Here is a 16,738-nt window from a genome sequence, read left to right as displayed (position 1 = left end):
GGCGCATGCTGCCGGCAGCACCTAACGCGTTAGCGCACCCTCTGGGGAAGAGATTCGCCTGGCATGAGGTGTATTGGCCGACTTCGGCGGTCTCGAAACAAGGGGGCTTGTAGATCTGCGGAAATCCCCAAACTTGCGTGTAAAATTAGCGCTAAACCTGAACGAAGATTTTTTACAAAACCAAATCGAATGGAGAACCCACATGACCCCGAAAGGCAAGACTGGGAATATCCATGGTGTCGAAGTGAAAGCACGAGCACGGACGCAAGAACCGACAGTGACGGTAACGACGGATACTGTGGAAGGCCGCAAAGCGGTATTGCTCGCCGTTGAAAAGGTATACGAGCAGCACCGTGAGGTGATTCAGGCGCTCGCCAATCGATGACGCTCGACCCGGAGTTGGTTGGGCTGATTCACGACTACATCCTGGGCAACGAACCAGGTATCCACGGATCTAATCGTGGCGCGTTGGAAGGCGCGCTCGGCCGGATAGAATCTCGGCGACATTACGAGGGCCTTCACGACATTTTCGAGATTGCGGGTCTGTACGCCGAAGCGATCGCGAGGGGGCATACATTCTCCGATGCCAATAAGCGGACAGCGCTCGTGTCTGCGCTGGTTTACCTGTTTCTAGAAGGGTTCTCAGTTGAACGGACGCCCGCTCTCGAAGAGATCATGGTTGACGTCGCCGAGGGCCGGCTGAATTACCTGGATCTGGCCAACATCTTTTCAACTCTGGCAGTTCGCGTCCCGCAACCGGGGTTCGAATAGTGCGAGCTCTGCGTCATCCGTGCTCATTCTTGCGGGATCGCGCTGGAACATGAAAAAAGCCCAGCGCAAGCACTGGGCCAAGCTACCAGACATTTGGCAGCGGAGGAGTCCGGGGAAATGATTTTGCAAACAGGCCCACATGGACGCCAGACGCTGGCCTGTTTCATATTCGTGAGCCGGTGCAACCCGGCTCTATCTCATGCAACTGCCCGATTAATGCGCAACGTAGACCGGCGGCGAGTACGGGCTAATCGTTAGTTCAGCACGTTGACCCGACTGCGACGTGCCGCTTGCGCTCGGACCATAACTCGTCGTTTCAGCCTGCGCCGTACCATTTTGAGCGGCGACCTTTGCTTCAGCAGCCTGAATGTCTTCCGGATAGTACGGATCGCGGCCACGGGCCGGCGAATAGCCGGCCTGCTCGATCTGCACCAGTTCCGCACGCACTTGTGCTCGCGTCACGGGCTGGCTGTTCGATTGGGCGAACGATGCCACCGGGGTAGCGAGAACAGCAGCAATAGCAACAGCTTGAATAAGGGACTTCATGATGTGTTACCTCCGAAATTTATTTATGGACTGCCTGTAGCACGTTCTTTAAACCGGTACGGTCGTCTTAGTGATGGCTGAAGAACACCGAACGTGCGCCGGTCGACGGTTCACGCGAACCCGATTGCGAAGTTTGTTCAGCGACGCCGCCGTACGAGCTGTTGTCATTCGCGTTGGCACGTTCAGCTGCAACGGTTTGCGCGCTTTGGCCTTGTTGCGAAGCAGGTGCGCCAACAGTCGGACGGTAGAACGGTGCCGGGCCGTAGCCGCTCGCAAATGCGGGGGCAGCGAGGGTAGCGGAAGCAGCAACCAGCAGAGCAGCAATGATCTTGGTCTTCATGATGGGACTCCATTAACGTTTAATTTCAGTTCAGGATGGCGTCGCGACCGGGGCGGTGAGCTGTGTCTGCAACGTCGATGGAGGCAGTGTATACCCCGACTATCGAATCTTTGTATCGATAGCTCGAAATGACTGTTTTGAATCGGCCGATAATGCCGTGCGGCCCGCCAGACAAGGCGGAGCGAGGGACGGCGAGGCAGGATGAAGGTGAGGCGAGGGGCGAGGGGCGAGGGGCGCGGCGCTGAGCGCTCAGCGCTCAGCGCCCTGTTCGTTACGCTACGACGATGTTCGTTCCCAATTGATGAAGCAGATCGCGCAACGCTTCGGCCTGCGCCATGCGCGCATCGCCCCGCAGATGAATCTGAACGGCACGACCAGCGATCCCGTCAACCGGATGCGCCAGCCACAATTCGACTGCCAGACCAAGTCCATCGGGCTGATTGATAGCCACGGGCTCGATGACCCGCGGCTTGAACGAGGCACGCTCGGACATGGCAACACTCCTCTGATCTGACTGTGGAGCCTCGATGCTAGTCAGCGTCGCGGGCGTCGACAAACGACAAATACGCGTTTGCAAATCACGGCGCAGCTTCGAAGAAAAACCGCTTATGTCGCTTATGTCACGAGCATCAGTGAGGCGGGTTGAATCAGCAGTACGAAGCACTGCGAGAGTCCAGACTGCGGAACCCGCGCAGCGCAGGCCACCGCGCCCGCGCTCACGCGTTCCCTTTCCTTAACGTGCGCTTTGCCGGTCCTTGCAGACAGAACACCAACGTCAACGTGAAACGACAAAGCCCAACCGACCGTTCAACTCACCGAAGGCTCGCCTTCGCCTGGCTTCTTGCCAGGGTGGTCGGCCGGTGACTGTTTCCGCGACTCATCATCGCGCTCTGGCAATTTGCTCTTCTCGTTGTCGCTGTGACTGGCGGGTTGCGGATGCTTGAGATCCGGCTCTTTAGTCTCTTTCGGCTGCTTGCGCTCTTTGGTTTCGCTCATCATCGGCTCCTCGAGTGTAGATACTCAAGGAGTAGCAAAGCCCGGTCCTGCCTCCAGGATTCGCTGCGGATCGAACCGAAACAGGGGTGGTACAGACACGTTTCCCCTGAGTCGTATAGAGTAATAAATCAGCCGCAGTTGAACGCAGAGCCGTCCTCACTTTCAAGGGGCTGTTATCCAGATGAAATACAAGGACTATTACGCCACCCTGGAGGTGGAGCGCAGCGCGACCCAGGACGAGATCAAGCGTGCCTACCGCAAGCTCGCCCGCAAATATCATCCGGACGTCAGCAAACAGGCAGACGGCGAGGAGCGCTTCAAGGAAGTCGGCGAGGCGTATGAGGTGCTCAAGGATCCAGAGAAACGGGCGGCCTATGACCGGATGGGCAGCGAGTGGCAGAACGGCCAGGAATTCCAGCCGCCGCCGAACTGGGACGAGGGATTCGAGTTCCGCGGGGCGGGCAGTCAGGCGGGCGGTTATGCGGGCGACGAAGCCGGATATCAGGCGGGCGGCGAAGCCAATCTCGACGACTTCTTCGAAGCCATGTTTGGCCGCGCGCGCGGTGCGCATCAGCGGCAGGGGGCGGCGGCCGCGATGGGCGGCCAGGATCACCATGCGAAGATACTGATCGATCTCGAAGAGGCTTACCACGGGGCGCAGCGCGGCATCACGCTGCAGATGCCGGGGGTCGATCCGCAGGGGCATGTCACGCTGGAGTCGCGCACGCTGAATGTCACCATTCCCAAGGGCATTCGTGCCGGACAGCATTTGCGGCTTGCCGGGCAGGGCAGTCCCGGGATAGGCGGCGGTCCGCCGGGCGACCTGTACCTTGAGATCGCGTTTCGTGAACATCCGCGGTTTCGCGTCGATGGCCGCGACGTCTCGCTCGATTTGCCGGTCGCGCCCTGGGAAGCGGCGCTTGGCGCGCAGATCACCGTGCCGACGCCCGACGGCTCCGTCGAAATGACGGTGCCCAAGGGCTCGCAAGGAGGACGGCGCTTGCGGCTCAAGGGCAAAGGCATTCCTGGGAGCCAGCCCGGCGATCTGTACGTGGTCCTGAACATCGTCTTGCCGCCGGCCGATACCGAACGTGCCGCAGCCGCCTATGACGTGATGCGGCAGGCTTTCAATTTCGACCCTCGCGCGCATTTTTATGGATGATCGCTCATCATGAAAGAGTCCGTGACGACCTATCTGGAAGGTCAGATTGTGAATGAAGAGATGGAGTTCACGCTCGTCGAGTTGTGCCGCGTGAGCGGTGCCTCGCAAGACGAGGTGACGCTGTGGGTCGCAGAAGGTGCGTTCGAGCCGCAAGGCGCGCGCCCCGAAGAGTGGCGCTTTAGCGGCACGGCATTGCGCCGCGTGCGCACCGCCCACCGCCTCGCGCACGATCTCGAGATCAATCCGCCGGGCATCGCGCTCGTGCTCGATCTGCTCGACGAAATCGATTCGTTGCGGGCGCATCCAAGGCGCACCCGTAGCGGCTGAAGCAGGCATTCGCCCATCGACGCCATACTGTTGCGCGCCACCGGCGCGGATTTGACAATTGCCCCGCTGAGCCGCCACGGACAAGGCATCGCGGCTCACCGGACAAACTCGCAAAAGGGCCCTATCTCCGGCTCTTTTCCGCGAATCAAAATCCCGCTCTCCCCACAATAATTGCCCCTGTGTGATGTCGTGAATGTCAATTCACGCTCCTTCGCGCGACGAATAAATACGGGGGAACCAATGAAAACCAGCGTGCTTTGCGCGGCAGCCGCCATGACGGCGCTCGCCGCCGGCATACCCGCACACGCCGAACTCGGCAGCGCGCCCACCTGGCCGGCCAGCAGTTCGGGCCAGGCGACTCGCCTGGTCCAGCACGTCAGCTCGGCAGCGGTGCCGTACACCGTCAACGAAACCACGCTGACCAGCGGGACGGTCGTGCGCGAATACATCGGACAAACCGGCACCGTATTCGCTGTCGTCTGGCATGGACCGCAGATGGCACCGCTCAACAGCCTGCTCGGCAGCTACTTTCCAACGTATCTGCAGGGCGCGAGCGCCGCACGCGCGGCTCAAGGCGGAGGCCATGGACCCGCTACCGTGCAGGCGCCCGGCCTGATGGTGCAATCCGGCGGACATATGGGCAATTTCACGGGCCGGGCCTATCTGCCTGCAGCACTCCCACAAGGCACCAGTCCAGACGACCTGCAATGAACACGACAAACATGAAACAAATCATGGCCCGCGCGTTCGTCGCGGCGCTTCTGGCTGGCCTTGCCGCCTGCGGCGGCGGTGGCGGCGGCTCGTCGTCGACTTCGGCGACCGGCAATACGACCAGCAATTCAACGACGACCACCCCCGCGACGAGTACGACGGCCACGACGAACACCGTCAGCTCGGCAACGCCGACCGCGACGCCGACTGCGAGCACGGCTGCCAATACGGTTCCCGTGGTGGTTTCGTTCACGCAGTTCAATCGGGCGAATTCTCCGCTCGCCAGCGTCACGATCTGCACGGCGGGCACCGGCGCGACCGCTAACTGCTCGACGATCGATAACGTGCTGGTGGACACCGAATCGTTCGGCTTGCGTCTGTTTGCGTCGGCGATTCCGTCGAGCACGCTCAACACGCTGAACGCGCAGACCCAAACGTCGACGGGTGCCACCATCGCCGAGTGCGCGTTGTTCGGCAGCGGCTATACATGGGGCACCGTGCGCAACGTCGACCTCAAGATGTCCGGCGAAGTGGCCCAGAACGTGCCCATTCAGGTGGTGTCCGATTCGACGCTGGCGGCTAGCGCGCCGAGCGCTTGCCAGCAGCAGCCGGTTCTCGCCCAACCCACGGATCTGGGGGCGAACGGCATTCTCGGCGTAGGTGTGGCCCCGCAGGACTGTGGTGGCCAATGCGTGAGCAATAGCCCTGCGGGCACCTACTACGCCTGCAGCGGCACGAGCTGCGGCGTGGCCAACGAGCCGCTCGCGCAACAGGTGGGCAATCCGGTGCAGTTCTTCGCGGCCGATAACAACGGCGTGGTGCTGGAGATGCCTGCAGTCGGTTCGACGGGGGCGGTGTCGTCCACTGGCACGCTGGTCTTCGGGATCGACACGCAGGCCAACAACACGCTGGCGGGAGCCGGCGCGACCGTGCTGGGCACCGATCTGTCCGGAGACTTTACCGCGACGTACAACGGCGTCACCTATACCAGCAACGCCTTCTTCGACTCGGGATCGAGCGTCCTGTTTTTCCAGGACACCAGCATTGGCACCAGCGCGCTCAAGTACTACATCCCGAGCACGACACTGTCGCGTTCCGTCTCTATAGCCGGGACCAATCTCGTGACCGCGACCGTCGATTTCAACGTGGCGAATGCGAACACGCTATTTGCTACGGGGAACTATGCATTCAACGACATGGCCGCTTCCATGACCAGCGTGTTCGACATGGGCATGCCGTTCTTCTACGGACGTCACGTCTACTATGGGATCACGGGCACGGCGTCGGCCGGTGGCGGCACGGGTCCGTACGTCGCCTTCACATCGAGCTGACCGAACTGGCTGGCGTGCGGCGTTGCTTCGCGCGCGCCGCTCAATTCATCGCGAGCGCATCCGCAAGCCTGGCTTGTGGGCGCGCCACGTGATAGCCCTGCACGTAGACCTTCGGACGTTGTCTGAGCCAGCGTAGCTGAGCCTCGCTTTCCACGCCTTCTACGACTACCCGCATCTCGAGCTTGTCGAGCATGTCGAGCAAACCGGTCATCACCACACAGTCACGCGGCGATGCCGGCACGCGGGTCAGAAATCCGCGTGCCAGTTTGACCGTGTCGATCTGCACCGTGCCCAGCATGGCGAGCGGCGAATAACCCGAACCAAAGTCGTTGAGCGCGAGGCGTACGCCGAGTTGCCGCAACGAGCGTGTGAATTCCTGCGTGGACAAGAGTGTCGACGCGTCTTCGGTAGCAACCAGTTCGAACTCGAGGAGCGTGGGATCGATGCCGTGACGCTGGGTTGTCGCGCGCACTGTGCTGCCCAGCGTCGCATCGAGCAATTGCGACGGCTGGATATTGATGGCGGCCGCCGGCAACGCCTGGCCGGTCCGTCGCATCTCGGCCAGTTGCAGGCACACCGATTCCAGCATGAATTCGCTGACCTCGCGCGCGGTGTCCCTGTCTTCGAAGGCCGACACGAAGCATTCGGGCAGGAGCAGGCCATACTCGGGATGCTGCCAGCGCAGCAGGCATTCGACATTGAGCAGCTTGAGGCTCTGCGCGTGCACAACCGGCTGGAACGCAACGCTGAACTCGCCCGCCCGCAGGCCTCGGCGAATCCGTTGCGCAAGTTTTTCGTCGGAGCCGGAGGGCGCCGCTTCGTTCGCGGCGCCGTGGCCCGACAGGGATATCGCGGCACTTCCGATGCGGTCCACAGGGCATTCCTTTCTAAAGTGTGAGCGGCAAGCTCGAATCGGCCCTCAAGGGTTGTATGGGCTACTTCCTGCAGAGCTTAGGCGAATGCCTCGCCCGTGTGTCGGTTAATTGACCGGCAAGGAGCGGTTCGACACAGAGTGCAATAACCAGATTCGCGCGCTGCGAACTGCATGTCCGGCACATCGCCTAGGCGCGGCGGCGCTTTGATGGACTCAAGCATAAAGCGGGTTGTTTCGGAAAACTGTCAAGAATCGACAGCTGGAGACGCTTAAGTTTTAAATGATGTTAAATCATGGGGATTAAATGGCGAAAACATGGAGAAATGCAGAAAAGACATAACGGTGTCTGGTCTGATTTGCGAGATAGGAAATTGGTTTTTGAGTTGGTGCTGTCTCATTTTTAATCTGATCGTGGTGATGATTTTTGATGAAATCTGAGGCGTATTGATATGATGATTATCGAATCTGGCCGAATGAATTGACTGAAAATATCGTTCCTTCTGCCTGAACTTTAGTGCCTTTCGGTGCGCATCTTTAATAGTCTGGCTAATTTATATTTCTAGGATTTGGCTGGCTGAGATACCCATGTGGTGGGGCTTTGGGACGATCTGTTCCATTGTGTTCGCATGTCTCAAACTAGCGCGATGCTTGCTGACTTTTACCGGCCCTTTGAATTTAAAAGATAGGAAGATTAGCTTCCTCGCATCGAGTTGACGATTTTTAACAAATGTCGCCGCTTGAATTTGCATTGCTTGTCAATCATCCAATACCGAAGCTCATAGAATCCGCTCATCCCAATTTTATGCGCGTCGGGATTTGGTCTTTGAGTCCGGATAATTTTGTCTGCTGAATACCAGAACATCCGGTTGGTGTCGCGCGTTACCTGAGAGAGATTTTCGAAAATGAACAGGTCATACAGAAGTATCTGGAATGAGGCACTCGGTGCGTGGGTGGCGGCATCGGAAATCTCATCCGCGCGCGGCAAGCCGAATAAATCGGGTATTGCGAAAGCTGTCACTGCCGTCTTGCTGACTACCGGCCTGGGAGTCAGCGCCGTGCAGGCGCAGTACCAGGCTGGCGGGGGCAACGCCTCGGGCGCGGGTCAGGTGGCGATAGGGCCGGGTGCGTCGGCTGCCTCGACCAGTTCGGGAACTTACGGAAGTATTGCGTTGGGCAAGGGCGCCACGGCGACCGGTAACGGCGCATCGACGATTGCGATTGGCTCAAATGCCTACGCCTCGAACCCCACCGCCAACCTCGGAGATGCGTTGGCGCTCGGTACCCAGGCAACGGCTTCTGGCCAGGACTCGACCGCGGTCGGCGGCCAGACCACCGCCAGCGGGATCAATACGCTCGCGATTGGCAATAACGGCACGTCCGCCACCGCGGCGAACGCAACGGCATTCGGGGTAGGCGCCACATCATCGGCTAGCTACGCCACCGCGGCGGGCAGCTTTACTACGGCTTCGGGCGTGGGATCGGTCGCGATCGGCGCCAACGCTACAGCGCCGGCCGTGTCACAGGGGCAGAACTCCATTGCTATCGGCGGCCAGTCGGTCACGGGGACGACTGCGGCGGGCGGTGTGGCGATCGGCTATGCCGCGACGAGCTCGGCTGCAAGCGGGGTTGCCCTGGGACAGTCGGCGACCGCGGCGGGTGCATCTTCGGTGGCGTTGGGGCAGAGCGCGGTGGGCTCGGCAACCCAGGCGACCGCGGTTGGCTACAGTGCCCGTGCAGCGCAGCAGGCGGTGGCGATCGGTAATGGCGCGAGCGCGACGGCGACGTTCTCTGCCGCCATCGGCGGCAATGGTACGGTTGCCAATGCTTCGCAGGCCTCAGCATTCGGCGATGCGGCGACGGCATCGGGCGTGGCGGCCACGGCGCTCGGCACATTCGCTACGGCGAGCGCCGCGAGTGCGACCGCAATCGGCACGACATCGACTGCAACCGGTACGGGCGCTACGGCGATCGGGACGTATGCCACTGCAGGCAGCAACAATTCAACTGCGATCGGCGACGGCGCGACCTCAAGCGGGACGTCGTCGTCGGCGATCGGCTACAACTCGATCGCCGCTGGCAACGGGTCGCTTGCGCTCGGCACGGGCAGCAGCGCCAGCTACGCGAACAGCGTGGCGATCGGCGCAGGCAGCGTGACCGGGACGGCCGCGCCGACTGGCACGGGTTATCTGACGGGTACTGCAGCGCCTCTTTCCGAGGTATCGGTGGGCAGCGCCAGCGCATTGCGCCGGATCACGAATGTAGCCGACGGCTCCGCGCCGCAAGATGCGGTCACGGTGTCGCAGTTGAGCACTGGCATGAGTACCACGGCGAGCAGTATCACCCGTTTGTCGACCTCGACATCGACCGGTTTGAGCACGGCGGCGAGCAGTCTCGCTTCGTTATCCACTTCGACGTCGACGGGGATCAGCACGGCGCAAAGTGGGGTGAATTCGCTGTCGACCGGGTTAAGCACTACGAACAGCAATGTAACTACCTTGTCGACCTCGGCTTCCACGGGGATCAGCACGGCGCAAAGCGGTGTGGCCTCTTTGTCGACCGGGTTGAGCACTACCAACAGCAATGTGACGGCGCTGTCGACTTCGACCTCAACGGGGCTGAGCACGGCGGTGAGCCGCGACGCCAGTCTGTCGACGGGATTGAGCACGACGAACAGCAATGTGACCACCTTGTCGACCTCGGCTTCCACAGGGATCAGCACGGCGCAAAGCGGTGTGGCCTCTTTGTCGACCGGGTTGAGCACGACCAACAGCAGTGTGACGGCACTGTCGACTTCGACGTCGACGGGCATCAGCACCGCGCAAAGCGGCGTAGGTTCGCTGTCGACAGGTTTGAGCACGACCAACAGCAACGTGGCTTCGTTGTCGACGGGACTGAGTTCGACGACCAGCAGCGTGGGCTCGCTCTCGACCGGTTTGATCACGACGAACAGCAACGTGACGGCATTGTCGACTTCGACCTCGACCGGGCTCGCGACCGCGAACAGCGGCATCGCCAGCTTGTCGACTGGGGTGAGCACCGTCCAGACCAACGTCAACGCCCTGGGTACCAGCACGGCGTCGGCGTTGGGCGGCGGAGCCACCTATAACCCGTCGACCGGTGCGGTCAGCCCGCCCGCGTACACGACGTACAACGCGAACGGTACGACCAGCACGGTCAACAACGTCGGTGCAGCGCTGAGCAATCTCGACAGCCAGGGCATCAAGTATTTCCACGCCAATTCGACGCTGGCGGACTCGCAGGCACTTGGGACGAATAGCGTTGCAATAGGACCGGCTGCCGTGGCTCATAATCCCGGCGATGTCGCACTGGGATACGGTTCGGTGACGTCCACCGCGAACCCTACCAGCAGCGCGACGGTCGGATCGACGACCTTCGGCGGTTTTGCTGGCGCGACGCCCACCAGCGTCGTGAGCGTCGGCGCATCCGGTGCGGAGCGGCAGATCACGAACGTCGCGGCGGGGCGGATTACGGCAACCAGTACCGACGCGGTGAACGGGAGCGAACTTTACTCGGTAGCGAGCCAGGTGAATTCGGTGGGGAGCACGGTGAGTTCGTTGTCCACGGGTTTGAGCACGACGAACAGCAATGTGGCTTCGCTGTCGACCTCGACTTCGACGGGCATCAGCACCGCGCAAAGTGGTGTGACTTCTCTGTCCACGGGTTTGAGCACGACGAACAGCAATGTGGCTTCGCTGTCGACCTCGACTTCGACCGGCATCAGCACAGCGCAAAGTGGCGTGGGTTCGCTGTCGACGGGTTTGAGCACGACCAACAGCAACGTGGCTTCGTTGTCGACCGGGCTGAGTTCGACGACCAGTAGCGTGGGTTCCCTGTCGACAGGTTTGAGCACGACCAACAGTAACGTGGCGTCGCTGTCGACTTCGACCTCGACGGGCATCAGCACGGCGCAAAGTGGTGTGACCTCGCTGTCCACCGGCCTGAGCACGACCAACAGCAGCGTGGCGTCGCTGTCGACTTCGACCTCGACAGGCATCAGCACGGCGCAAAGTGGTGTGACCTCGCTGTCCACCGGCCTGAGCACGACCAACAGCAGCGTGGCTTCGCTGTCGACTTCGACTTCGACGGGCATCAGCACGGCACAAAGTGGTGTGACCTCGCTGTCGACGGGCCTGTCCACCACTAACAGCAATGTTGCATCGTTGTCGACGGGTGTCGGTTCGCTGTCCACGGGGCTGAGCACCACCAACAGCACGGTCGCGGTTCTTTCCACTTCGACTTCGACCGGTCTGAGCTCGTTGTCCACCGGCATCAGCACGACGAACAGCAACGTGGCCAGCCTGTCGAGCTCGACTTCAACCGGCATCACCTCGCTGTCCACCGGCCTCAGTACAACTAACAGTGCCGTAGCGAGCCTCTCGACCTCAACCTCGACCGGCATCAACTCCCTGTCGACGGGTCTGTCCACCACCAACAGCAACGTAGCCTCGCTGTCGACAGGCGTAGCAAACTCGGTCCAGTACGACGATGCAAGCCACACCAAGGTCACGTTGGGCGGTGTCGGTTCGACCACGCCGGTGACGCTGACCAACGTTGCCGCCGGCGTGAACCCGACCGACGCGGTGAACTACGGTCAGTTGAGTTCGCTCTCCACCTCGACCGCGACGAGCATCACTTCGCTGTCGACGGGCGTGAGCACGGCACAGAGCGGCGTTGTGTCTTTGTCCACTGGCCTGACCACGACGAACAGCAATGTCGCGTCGTTGTCTACCGGACTCACTACCACAAACAGCAACGTTGCCTCGCTGTCGACGGGGTTGAACACGACGAATAGCAACGTAGCGTCGCTGTCTACAGGCCTCAACACGACCAACAGCAATGTTGCTTCACTGTCGACGGGCCTGAACACCACCAACAGTAACGTCGCTTCGTTGTCTACCGGCCTCACCACCGCCACCAGCAGCGTCACCGCGCTGTCGACCGGCATCCAGAACGGCACCGTGGGCCTCGTGCAGCAGGTAGGCGGCGCGCCGGGCAACGGCGCCATCACGGTGGGCGCCAACACGGGCGGTACCAGCGTCGACTTCACGGGCACCGCGGGCGCACGCCAGCTTTCCGGCGTCGCGGCCGGCACCGCGCCGACCGATGCGGTGAACGTAAGCCAGTTGCAGGCAGTGGCCTCAGTAGCAAGCGATGCCGTGCTGTACGACAACGCTGCGCATACGAGCGTGACGCTCGGCGGTGTCGGTGCCATCTCTGCGGTTGCGTTGACCAATATCGCAGCAGGCGCGATTACCGCGACCAGCACCGACGCGGTCAACGGCAGCCAGTTGTTCGCACTCGAAACGCAAATCGGCACGCTGGGCGGCCAGGTTACGCAGATCTCGCAAGGCACGACAACAGGAGGGTCGTCGTCGAATTCCAAGTACGTCGCCGTGAATTCGACAGGCAGCGCAGCAAGCGCCACAGGTACGGAGTCGGTTGCCATCGGCGGCAATTCGACGGCGAGCTCGAACAACAGCGTTGCGGTGGGTTCGGGGTCCCAGGCAACTGGCTCCGGTTCTTCCGCAGTGGGCGCCAACGCAGTAGCGTCAGCGCCGAATTCGGTGGCGATCGGCGCGGGCTCGGTGGCGAGCGAGGCGAACTCGGTATCGGTGGGCTCGCCAGGCAATGAGCGGACCATCACCAACGTGGCGCCGGGCGTCAATCCGACCGATGCGGTAAACGTTGCACAACTGCAAGGCGTTCAGCAGAATATCAACGACACGGCGCGTGCAGCGTATTCGGGCGTCGCCATGGCGGGCGCGCTGGCCGGTTTGCCTCAGGTGGAACAGGGCAAGACCTTCCAGGTCGCCGCAGGGGTGGGCAACTATGCGGGATACAGTGCCATCGCCATCGGCGCCAGTGCGCGGCTTACGCAAAACACCATCGTCAAGGTGGGAGCCAGCGCAACGGATGGCGCTCACGTGCTGGTCAACGCCGGTGTCGGATATTCCTGGTAATGCGTGCGCCGGCGTTGACGCGCCGGCCTCTCCAGGGCGCCGCCGGCACGGTGAGCGAATCAACGGATCCTCGCCCACGGTGAGGGTCCGTTTCAACATGTGTTAAATGTGACTATGCGCATCGGCATCTCCGTCATTACCCATACCGGTCAGAACATCTGGCAGAACGGCCTGGGGCAGAACGTCATCTTTCTGGCGGAGCTGTTTCAGCGCTTGCCGTTTGTGCAATCGGTAGTGCTGATCGATGTCGGCGACCAGGGGGTGATGCCATCGCAGGTGGATCTGGCAGCACGCAATCTGCGCCTGATGAGGGCGCACGAGGCCAGCGACGAGGTGGATGTGATCGTCGAAATGGGCGGGGCGCTCGATATCGAATGGCTCGACCTGATGCGTGCGCGCGGCAAGAAGGTGGTCTTCTACTGCTGCGGGCAGCCTTACGTCGGCCTTGCCGAGCCCGCCATCTTTACGAAACCCACTCATGCACCGCGTCCCGATCGTTGCGACGAGGTCTGGCACCTGCCGAAAGACAGCGCATTTGCTCCGATGATGCGTCTCCTGCATCGTTGCGATGTGCACGAGGCGCCGTTCATCTGGCATCCTCAGTTTGTTCGGCAGCGAATGCGTGAAGTCGAGGCGCTCGGCATGCACTATGGCTTTGCAGCCCGCGAGACGATGCCCAATGAACCGGCAACCGTCGAAGCGGATGGCGCCAAACGCCGCGGCCTGCGCGTGGCAATTTTCGAACCGAACATTTCGGTGGTGAAGACGTCGAGCATTCCAATGCTGGTTTGCGACGAGGCTTATCGCGCGGATGCCAAAACGGTTGAGGCGATGCATGTGCTCAACACCTTGCACCTGAAAGATCATCCCACCATGCTGTATTTCGCCAACTCGCTGGATCTCGTGCGCCAGCATAAGGCCACCTTTCACGGCCGGCACGATATTGTCGGCTTCATGGTGCAGCATGCCGATGCCATCGTGTCGCATCAATGGCAGAACGAACAGAATTACAGCTACCTCGACGCGCTCTACGGCGATTATCCGCTGGTGCACAACTCGCCGTGGCTCAAGGACGCGGGGTATTACTATCGCGGCTTCGATGCGCGCGAGGGCGCAGCGCAGTTGCAGCGCGCCGCGGTTGACCACGCGGAGAGTCTCGACGATTACCGGGCCCGCTCGCGGCGTGTATTCGCAAGCGTCGATCCGTTCAGCCAGCACAACCTCGACGCGTACGCCGCCCGACTGCTGCATCTGTGCCGCGACACGGCGTTTGCCCCTCACGCGAGCCGCTCATGAATCTCGATCCCGTTCAAATTGGGTTGCCGCGCAAGCTGCGGGTCGGCGTGTCGATCTTCGTACGCAAGGGCGAGCAGTCGGTCTGGGAAAACGGCATTTACCAGAACTGCATTTTTCTCGTGATGCTGCTGATGCGCTCGCCGCTGGTGGAGGCGACCTACCTCGTGGCGGGTGGCGGCGACGGCCGGCCCGAGGATGCGAAGAATTTTCTCGCCGATTCGCCCGTGCCGCTCATCGACATGAACGAGGCCGCCACGACGCTCGACGTGATGATCGAGATGAGTGCGCAACTGGCGCGCGAATGGGTGGTGGCGTTCCGCGAACGCGGCGGCAAGATCGTCTCGATGCGGGTGGGCAACGACTATGTGATCGACATCGAGCGCATGATCTTCGATCAGCCACATGGTCTCCTGATTTCAGCTGCGCCGTATCACGAGGTCTGGACGCTGCCCGAGTACGAGAACACCTGTGTGCCTTATTACGCTAGTACGTTTCGCTGTCCGGTGCGTGTGATGCCTCATCTGTGGAGCCCACTAGTGCTCGAGCGCGAAGCGGCGCGCCTGCCTGAGGGTCTCAGCTTCGGTTATCGGCCAGGACGGCGGCGCTGGCGCGCGGGCATCTTCGAGCCCAACATCTGCATGGTGAAAACAAGCTTCGTGCCGCTGCTGTCCTGCGAGGCGGCGCATCGCTCCAATCCTGACATGCTCGAACATGTGTGGGCTTACAACACGTTCCATCTGAAAGAGCACGTGAGCTTCAATGGCTTCGCGCGCAGCCTCGACATCGTGAAGCACGGTTTGACTTCGTTCGAGGGGCGCTTTCCGTTTTGCCGGGTAGTCGCGGGCGATGTCGACGTAGTGGTCAGTCATCACTGGGAAAATGCACAGAACTATGTCTACTACGAGGCACTGTATGGCGGCTATCCACTGATTCACAATGCGCATCTGATCGGCGAGTGTGGATACCGCTATCACGACTTCGACTGCTTGGAAGGCGGGCACGCCTTGCAGCGGGCGTTCGCCGAGCACGATACCCATCTCAGTGCTTACCGCCAGACAGCAAACGCGTTCCTGCGCGGGTTGGATCCCGAGAACGACGACAATGTGCGCACGTACAGCAATGCGCTTGCCGCGCTCTATGCGCCCGCTCAGGATCTGGGTATCCCATCATGAGCACTCTGCGCATTGGCATCACGATTGGCTTGCACCACGAGGCGGAGACGCTGTGGAATAACGGCATCAAGCAGAATGCAGCGTTTCTTGCCGAGGCGCTACGGCATTGTCCGCAGGTCGCGCGGGTGGTGCTCGTGAATACTACGGCGGTTGCCATTACCGCTGCGCTGCCATGGGATCAGGTCCGCTATCCCACGCTATCGTTCGAGACGGCGAAAGACGATCTCGATGTACTCATCGAACTCGGCGGCCAGATCGACGCCGCGCAAACCGAGTACCTGAAACAACGCAACGTGCGGCTCGTATCGTACTGCTGCGGCTTTGAATATGTTCACGCGATGGAGTCGGTGTTGTTCCGCAAGCCGGCGTGGGGCGACACGCTGTTCGTCAATCAGCGCTACGACGACATCTGGATCATTCCGCAGGTCGCGAATATCAGCCGGTCATATTTCGAGGTATTGCGCCGGCAGTCCGGCCGGGTCGTGCCGTTTGTCTGGAGTCCGATGTTTCTGGATGAGCGCGTCGAAGGTCTGCTGCACGCAGGTCAGTACCAGCCCCACGACGGTGCGCGGCGCCTGAGTGTGATGGAGCCGAACATCAACGTAGTGAAGTTCTGCCTGTACCCGGCGTTGATTGCCGAGCTCGCCTATCGCAGGTGTCCTGAGCGGATCGCCTTGCTGCAGGTGACGAATGCCGAGCAGATCGCGCGGGAAAGCCTCGATTTCATCGCCCTCATGAATCAGCTCGATATCGTCCGCGATCACAAGGCGGTATTCCTCGGCCGGCACGACACCCCGGTGTTTCTGGCCGAAAACACCGATATCGTCATTTCCCATCAGCTCGAAAATCCGCTGAACTACTTTTACCTTGAAGTGTGCTGGCAGGGTTACCCGCTGATCCACAACGCCTCGCTATGCCGCGACCTTGGGTACTACTACGAAGGCAACGATGCCGACGAAGGCGCGCGCCGGGTGGTGGAGGCGATCAAGACACACGACGCGCACGCATCCTGGTACCGCGAACAGCAGCGCGCCCTGATTGCGCGCTATCTGCCGGACGACCGGCAACTGGTGGCGACGTACGGCGCGTTGCTTGACGATCTGCTGGCGCGGCCGGTCCGCTAAGCCTTTGAGGCGCCACTAGCGCCTTAAAGGCTTGTGCACTTGCACGATGCGGTTAGCCGATTTTGATTAGAATCGGATATCAAACGCCTGTGCCAGGTACTCCCGGC

At 61.1% G+C, this 16,738-nt stretch carries 15 protein-coding genes; 10 read left to right on the top strand and 5 right to left on the bottom strand.

Annotated features, from left to right (window positions below):
- The first annotated feature begins 73 nt into the window (after nt 1–73).
- Together P3T24_RS06655 and P3T24_RS06650 are read left to right on the top strand one after the other, a co-directional pair.
- The gene (locus P3T24_RS06655) at nt 74–385 is read left to right on the top strand and encodes a hypothetical protein (protein ID WP_143787502.1); all 312 of its coding nucleotides are present in this window, start codon (nt 74–76) and stop codon (nt 383–385) included.
- Nucleotides 382–771 (top strand): type II toxin-antitoxin system death-on-curing family toxin, encoded by a 390-nt coding sequence (locus P3T24_RS06650; protein WP_429433320.1) that lies wholly within the window; start codon nt 382–384, stop codon nt 769–771. Before P3T24_RS06655 ends, P3T24_RS06650 begins: the two co-directional genes overlap by 4 nt.
- A 213-nt stretch (nt 772–984) precedes the next feature.
- Here P3T24_RS06650 and P3T24_RS06645 read toward each other — a convergent pair whose 3' ends face one another.
- The 4 genes from P3T24_RS06645 to P3T24_RS06630 all read right to left on the bottom strand — a co-directional run bounded on the left by P3T24_RS06645 (nt 985) and on the right by P3T24_RS06630 (nt 2,653).
- On the bottom strand, nt 985–1,317 hold the full coding sequence (locus P3T24_RS06645) for a DUF4148 domain-containing protein (RefSeq protein WP_429433318.1): 333 nt from the start codon (nt 1,315–1,317) through the stop codon (nt 985–987).
- A 67-nt stretch (nt 1,318–1,384) separates the two neighbouring features.
- Nucleotides 1,385–1,657 carry a hypothetical protein gene (locus tag P3T24_RS06640; protein WP_429287046.1) on the bottom strand — a complete coding sequence of 91 codons (273 nt, stop codon included), beginning with the start codon at nt 1,655–1,657 and terminating at the stop codon, nt 1,385–1,387.
- Nucleotides 1,658–1,928: 271 nt separating this feature from the next.
- On the bottom strand, nt 1,929–2,150 hold the full coding sequence (locus tag P3T24_RS06635; RefSeq protein WP_074264431.1) for a hypothetical protein: 222 nt from the start codon (nt 2,148–2,150) through the stop codon (nt 1,929–1,931).
- 314 nt (nt 2,151–2,464) lie between these two features.
- Nucleotides 2,465–2,653, bottom strand: a complete 189-nt coding sequence (locus P3T24_RS06630; RefSeq protein WP_429405502.1) for a hypothetical protein — start codon at nt 2,651–2,653, stop codon at nt 2,465–2,467.
- Between the two features lie 181 nt (nt 2,654–2,834).
- On the opposite strand from P3T24_RS06630, the gene P3T24_RS06625 reads away from it, so the two are divergent.
- From P3T24_RS06625 to P3T24_RS06610, 4 genes are all read left to right on the top strand, one after another.
- Nucleotides 2,835–3,815: a DnaJ C-terminal domain-containing protein gene (locus tag P3T24_RS06625; RefSeq protein ID WP_429404844.1), complete on the top strand. Its 981-nt coding sequence runs from the start codon at nt 2,835–2,837 to the stop codon at nt 3,813–3,815.
- 9 nt (nt 3,816–3,824) lie between these two features.
- Nucleotides 3,825–4,142, top strand: a complete 318-nt coding sequence (locus P3T24_RS06620) for a chaperone modulator CbpM (protein ID WP_074264434.1) — start codon at nt 3,825–3,827, stop codon at nt 4,140–4,142.
- 240 nt (nt 4,143–4,382) lie between these two features.
- Nucleotides 4,383–4,853: a DUF2844 domain-containing protein gene (locus tag P3T24_RS06615; protein ID WP_074264435.1), complete on the top strand. Its 471-nt coding sequence runs from the start codon at nt 4,383–4,385 to the stop codon at nt 4,851–4,853.
- A gap of 11 nt (nt 4,854–4,864) precedes the next feature.
- Complete coding sequence (locus tag P3T24_RS06610) at nt 4,865–6,184, top strand: DUF3443 family protein (RefSeq protein WP_429433316.1); 1,320 nt, start codon at nt 4,865–4,867, stop codon at nt 6,182–6,184.
- Nucleotides 6,185–6,224: 40 nt separating this feature from the next.
- On the opposite strand, the gene P3T24_RS06605 is transcribed toward P3T24_RS06610, so the two are convergent.
- On the bottom strand, nt 6,225–7,058 hold the full coding sequence (locus P3T24_RS06605; protein ID WP_429433314.1) for an EAL domain-containing protein: 834 nt from the start codon (nt 7,056–7,058) through the stop codon (nt 6,225–6,227).
- Nucleotides 7,059–7,960: 902 nt separating this feature from the next.
- On the opposite strand from P3T24_RS06605, the gene P3T24_RS06600 reads away from it, so the two are divergent.
- The 4 genes from P3T24_RS06600 (at nt 7,961) to P3T24_RS06585 (ending at nt 16,631) form a co-directional block, all read left to right on the top strand.
- Nucleotides 7,961–13,039, top strand: a complete 5,079-nt coding sequence (locus P3T24_RS06600) for a YadA-like family protein (protein WP_429433312.1) — start codon at nt 7,961–7,963, stop codon at nt 13,037–13,039.
- Nucleotides 13,040–13,153: 114 nt separating this feature from the next.
- Nucleotides 13,154–14,335, top strand: coding sequence for a DUF2827 domain-containing protein (locus tag P3T24_RS06595; RefSeq protein ID WP_429434268.1), 1,182 nt, complete (start codon nt 13,154–13,156; stop codon nt 14,333–14,335).
- Nucleotides 14,332–15,507, top strand: a complete 1,176-nt coding sequence (locus P3T24_RS06590; RefSeq protein WP_429433310.1) for a DUF2827 domain-containing protein — start codon at nt 14,332–14,334, stop codon at nt 15,505–15,507. Before P3T24_RS06595 ends, P3T24_RS06590 begins: the two co-directional genes overlap by 4 nt.
- Complete coding sequence (locus tag P3T24_RS06585) at nt 15,504–16,631, top strand: DUF2827 domain-containing protein (protein WP_429433308.1); 1,128 nt, start codon at nt 15,504–15,506, stop codon at nt 16,629–16,631. Before P3T24_RS06590 ends, P3T24_RS06585 begins: the two co-directional genes overlap by 4 nt.
- Nucleotides 16,632–16,738: the final 107 nt, after the last annotated feature.

The sequence above is a fragment of the Paraburkholderia sp. GAS33 genome (assembly GCF_050436645.1).
In the GTDB taxonomy this organism is placed as follows: Bacteria; Pseudomonadota; Gammaproteobacteria; order Burkholderiales; family Burkholderiaceae; genus Paraburkholderia; species Paraburkholderia phenazinium_B.
This window is presented reverse-complemented; position numbering and strand designations above follow the sequence as displayed.

Excerpts from the sequence above, each read along its gene's own strand:
- P3T24_RS06650 (WP_429433320.1), top strand. The coding sequence starts at position 382 with ATGACGCTCGACCCGGAGTTGGTTGGGCTGATTCACGACTACATCCTG.
- P3T24_RS06645 (WP_429433318.1), bottom strand. The coding sequence starts at position 1,317 with ATGAAGTCCCTTATTCAAGCTGTTGCTATTGCTGCTGTTCTCGCTACC.
- P3T24_RS06640 (WP_429287046.1), bottom strand. The coding sequence starts at position 1,657 with ATGAAGACCAAGATCATTGCTGCTCTGCTGGTTGCTGCTTCCGCTACC.
- P3T24_RS06635 (WP_074264431.1), bottom strand. The coding sequence starts at position 2,150 with ATGTCCGAGCGTGCCTCGTTCAAGCCGCGGGTCATCGAGCCCGTGGCT.
- P3T24_RS06630 (WP_429405502.1), bottom strand. The coding sequence starts at position 2,653 with ATGAGCGAAACCAAAGAGCGCAAGCAGCCGAAAGAGACTAAAGAGCCG.
- P3T24_RS06625 (WP_429404844.1), top strand. The coding sequence starts at position 2,835 with ATGAAATACAAGGACTATTACGCCACCCTGGAGGTGGAGCGCAGCGCG.
- P3T24_RS06620 (WP_074264434.1), top strand. The coding sequence starts at position 3,825 with ATGAAAGAGTCCGTGACGACCTATCTGGAAGGTCAGATTGTGAATGAA.
- P3T24_RS06615 (WP_074264435.1), top strand. The coding sequence starts at position 4,383 with ATGAAAACCAGCGTGCTTTGCGCGGCAGCCGCCATGACGGCGCTCGCC.
- P3T24_RS06610 (WP_429433316.1), top strand. The coding sequence starts at position 4,865 with ATGAAACAAATCATGGCCCGCGCGTTCGTCGCGGCGCTTCTGGCTGGC.
- P3T24_RS06600 (WP_429433312.1), top strand. The coding sequence starts at position 7,961 with ATGAACAGGTCATACAGAAGTATCTGGAATGAGGCACTCGGTGCGTGG.
- P3T24_RS06595 (WP_429434268.1), top strand. The coding sequence starts at position 13,154 with ATGCGCATCGGCATCTCCGTCATTACCCATACCGGTCAGAACATCTGG.
- P3T24_RS06590 (WP_429433310.1), top strand. The coding sequence starts at position 14,332 with ATGAATCTCGATCCCGTTCAAATTGGGTTGCCGCGCAAGCTGCGGGTC.
- P3T24_RS06585 (WP_429433308.1), top strand. The coding sequence starts at position 15,504 with ATGAGCACTCTGCGCATTGGCATCACGATTGGCTTGCACCACGAGGCG.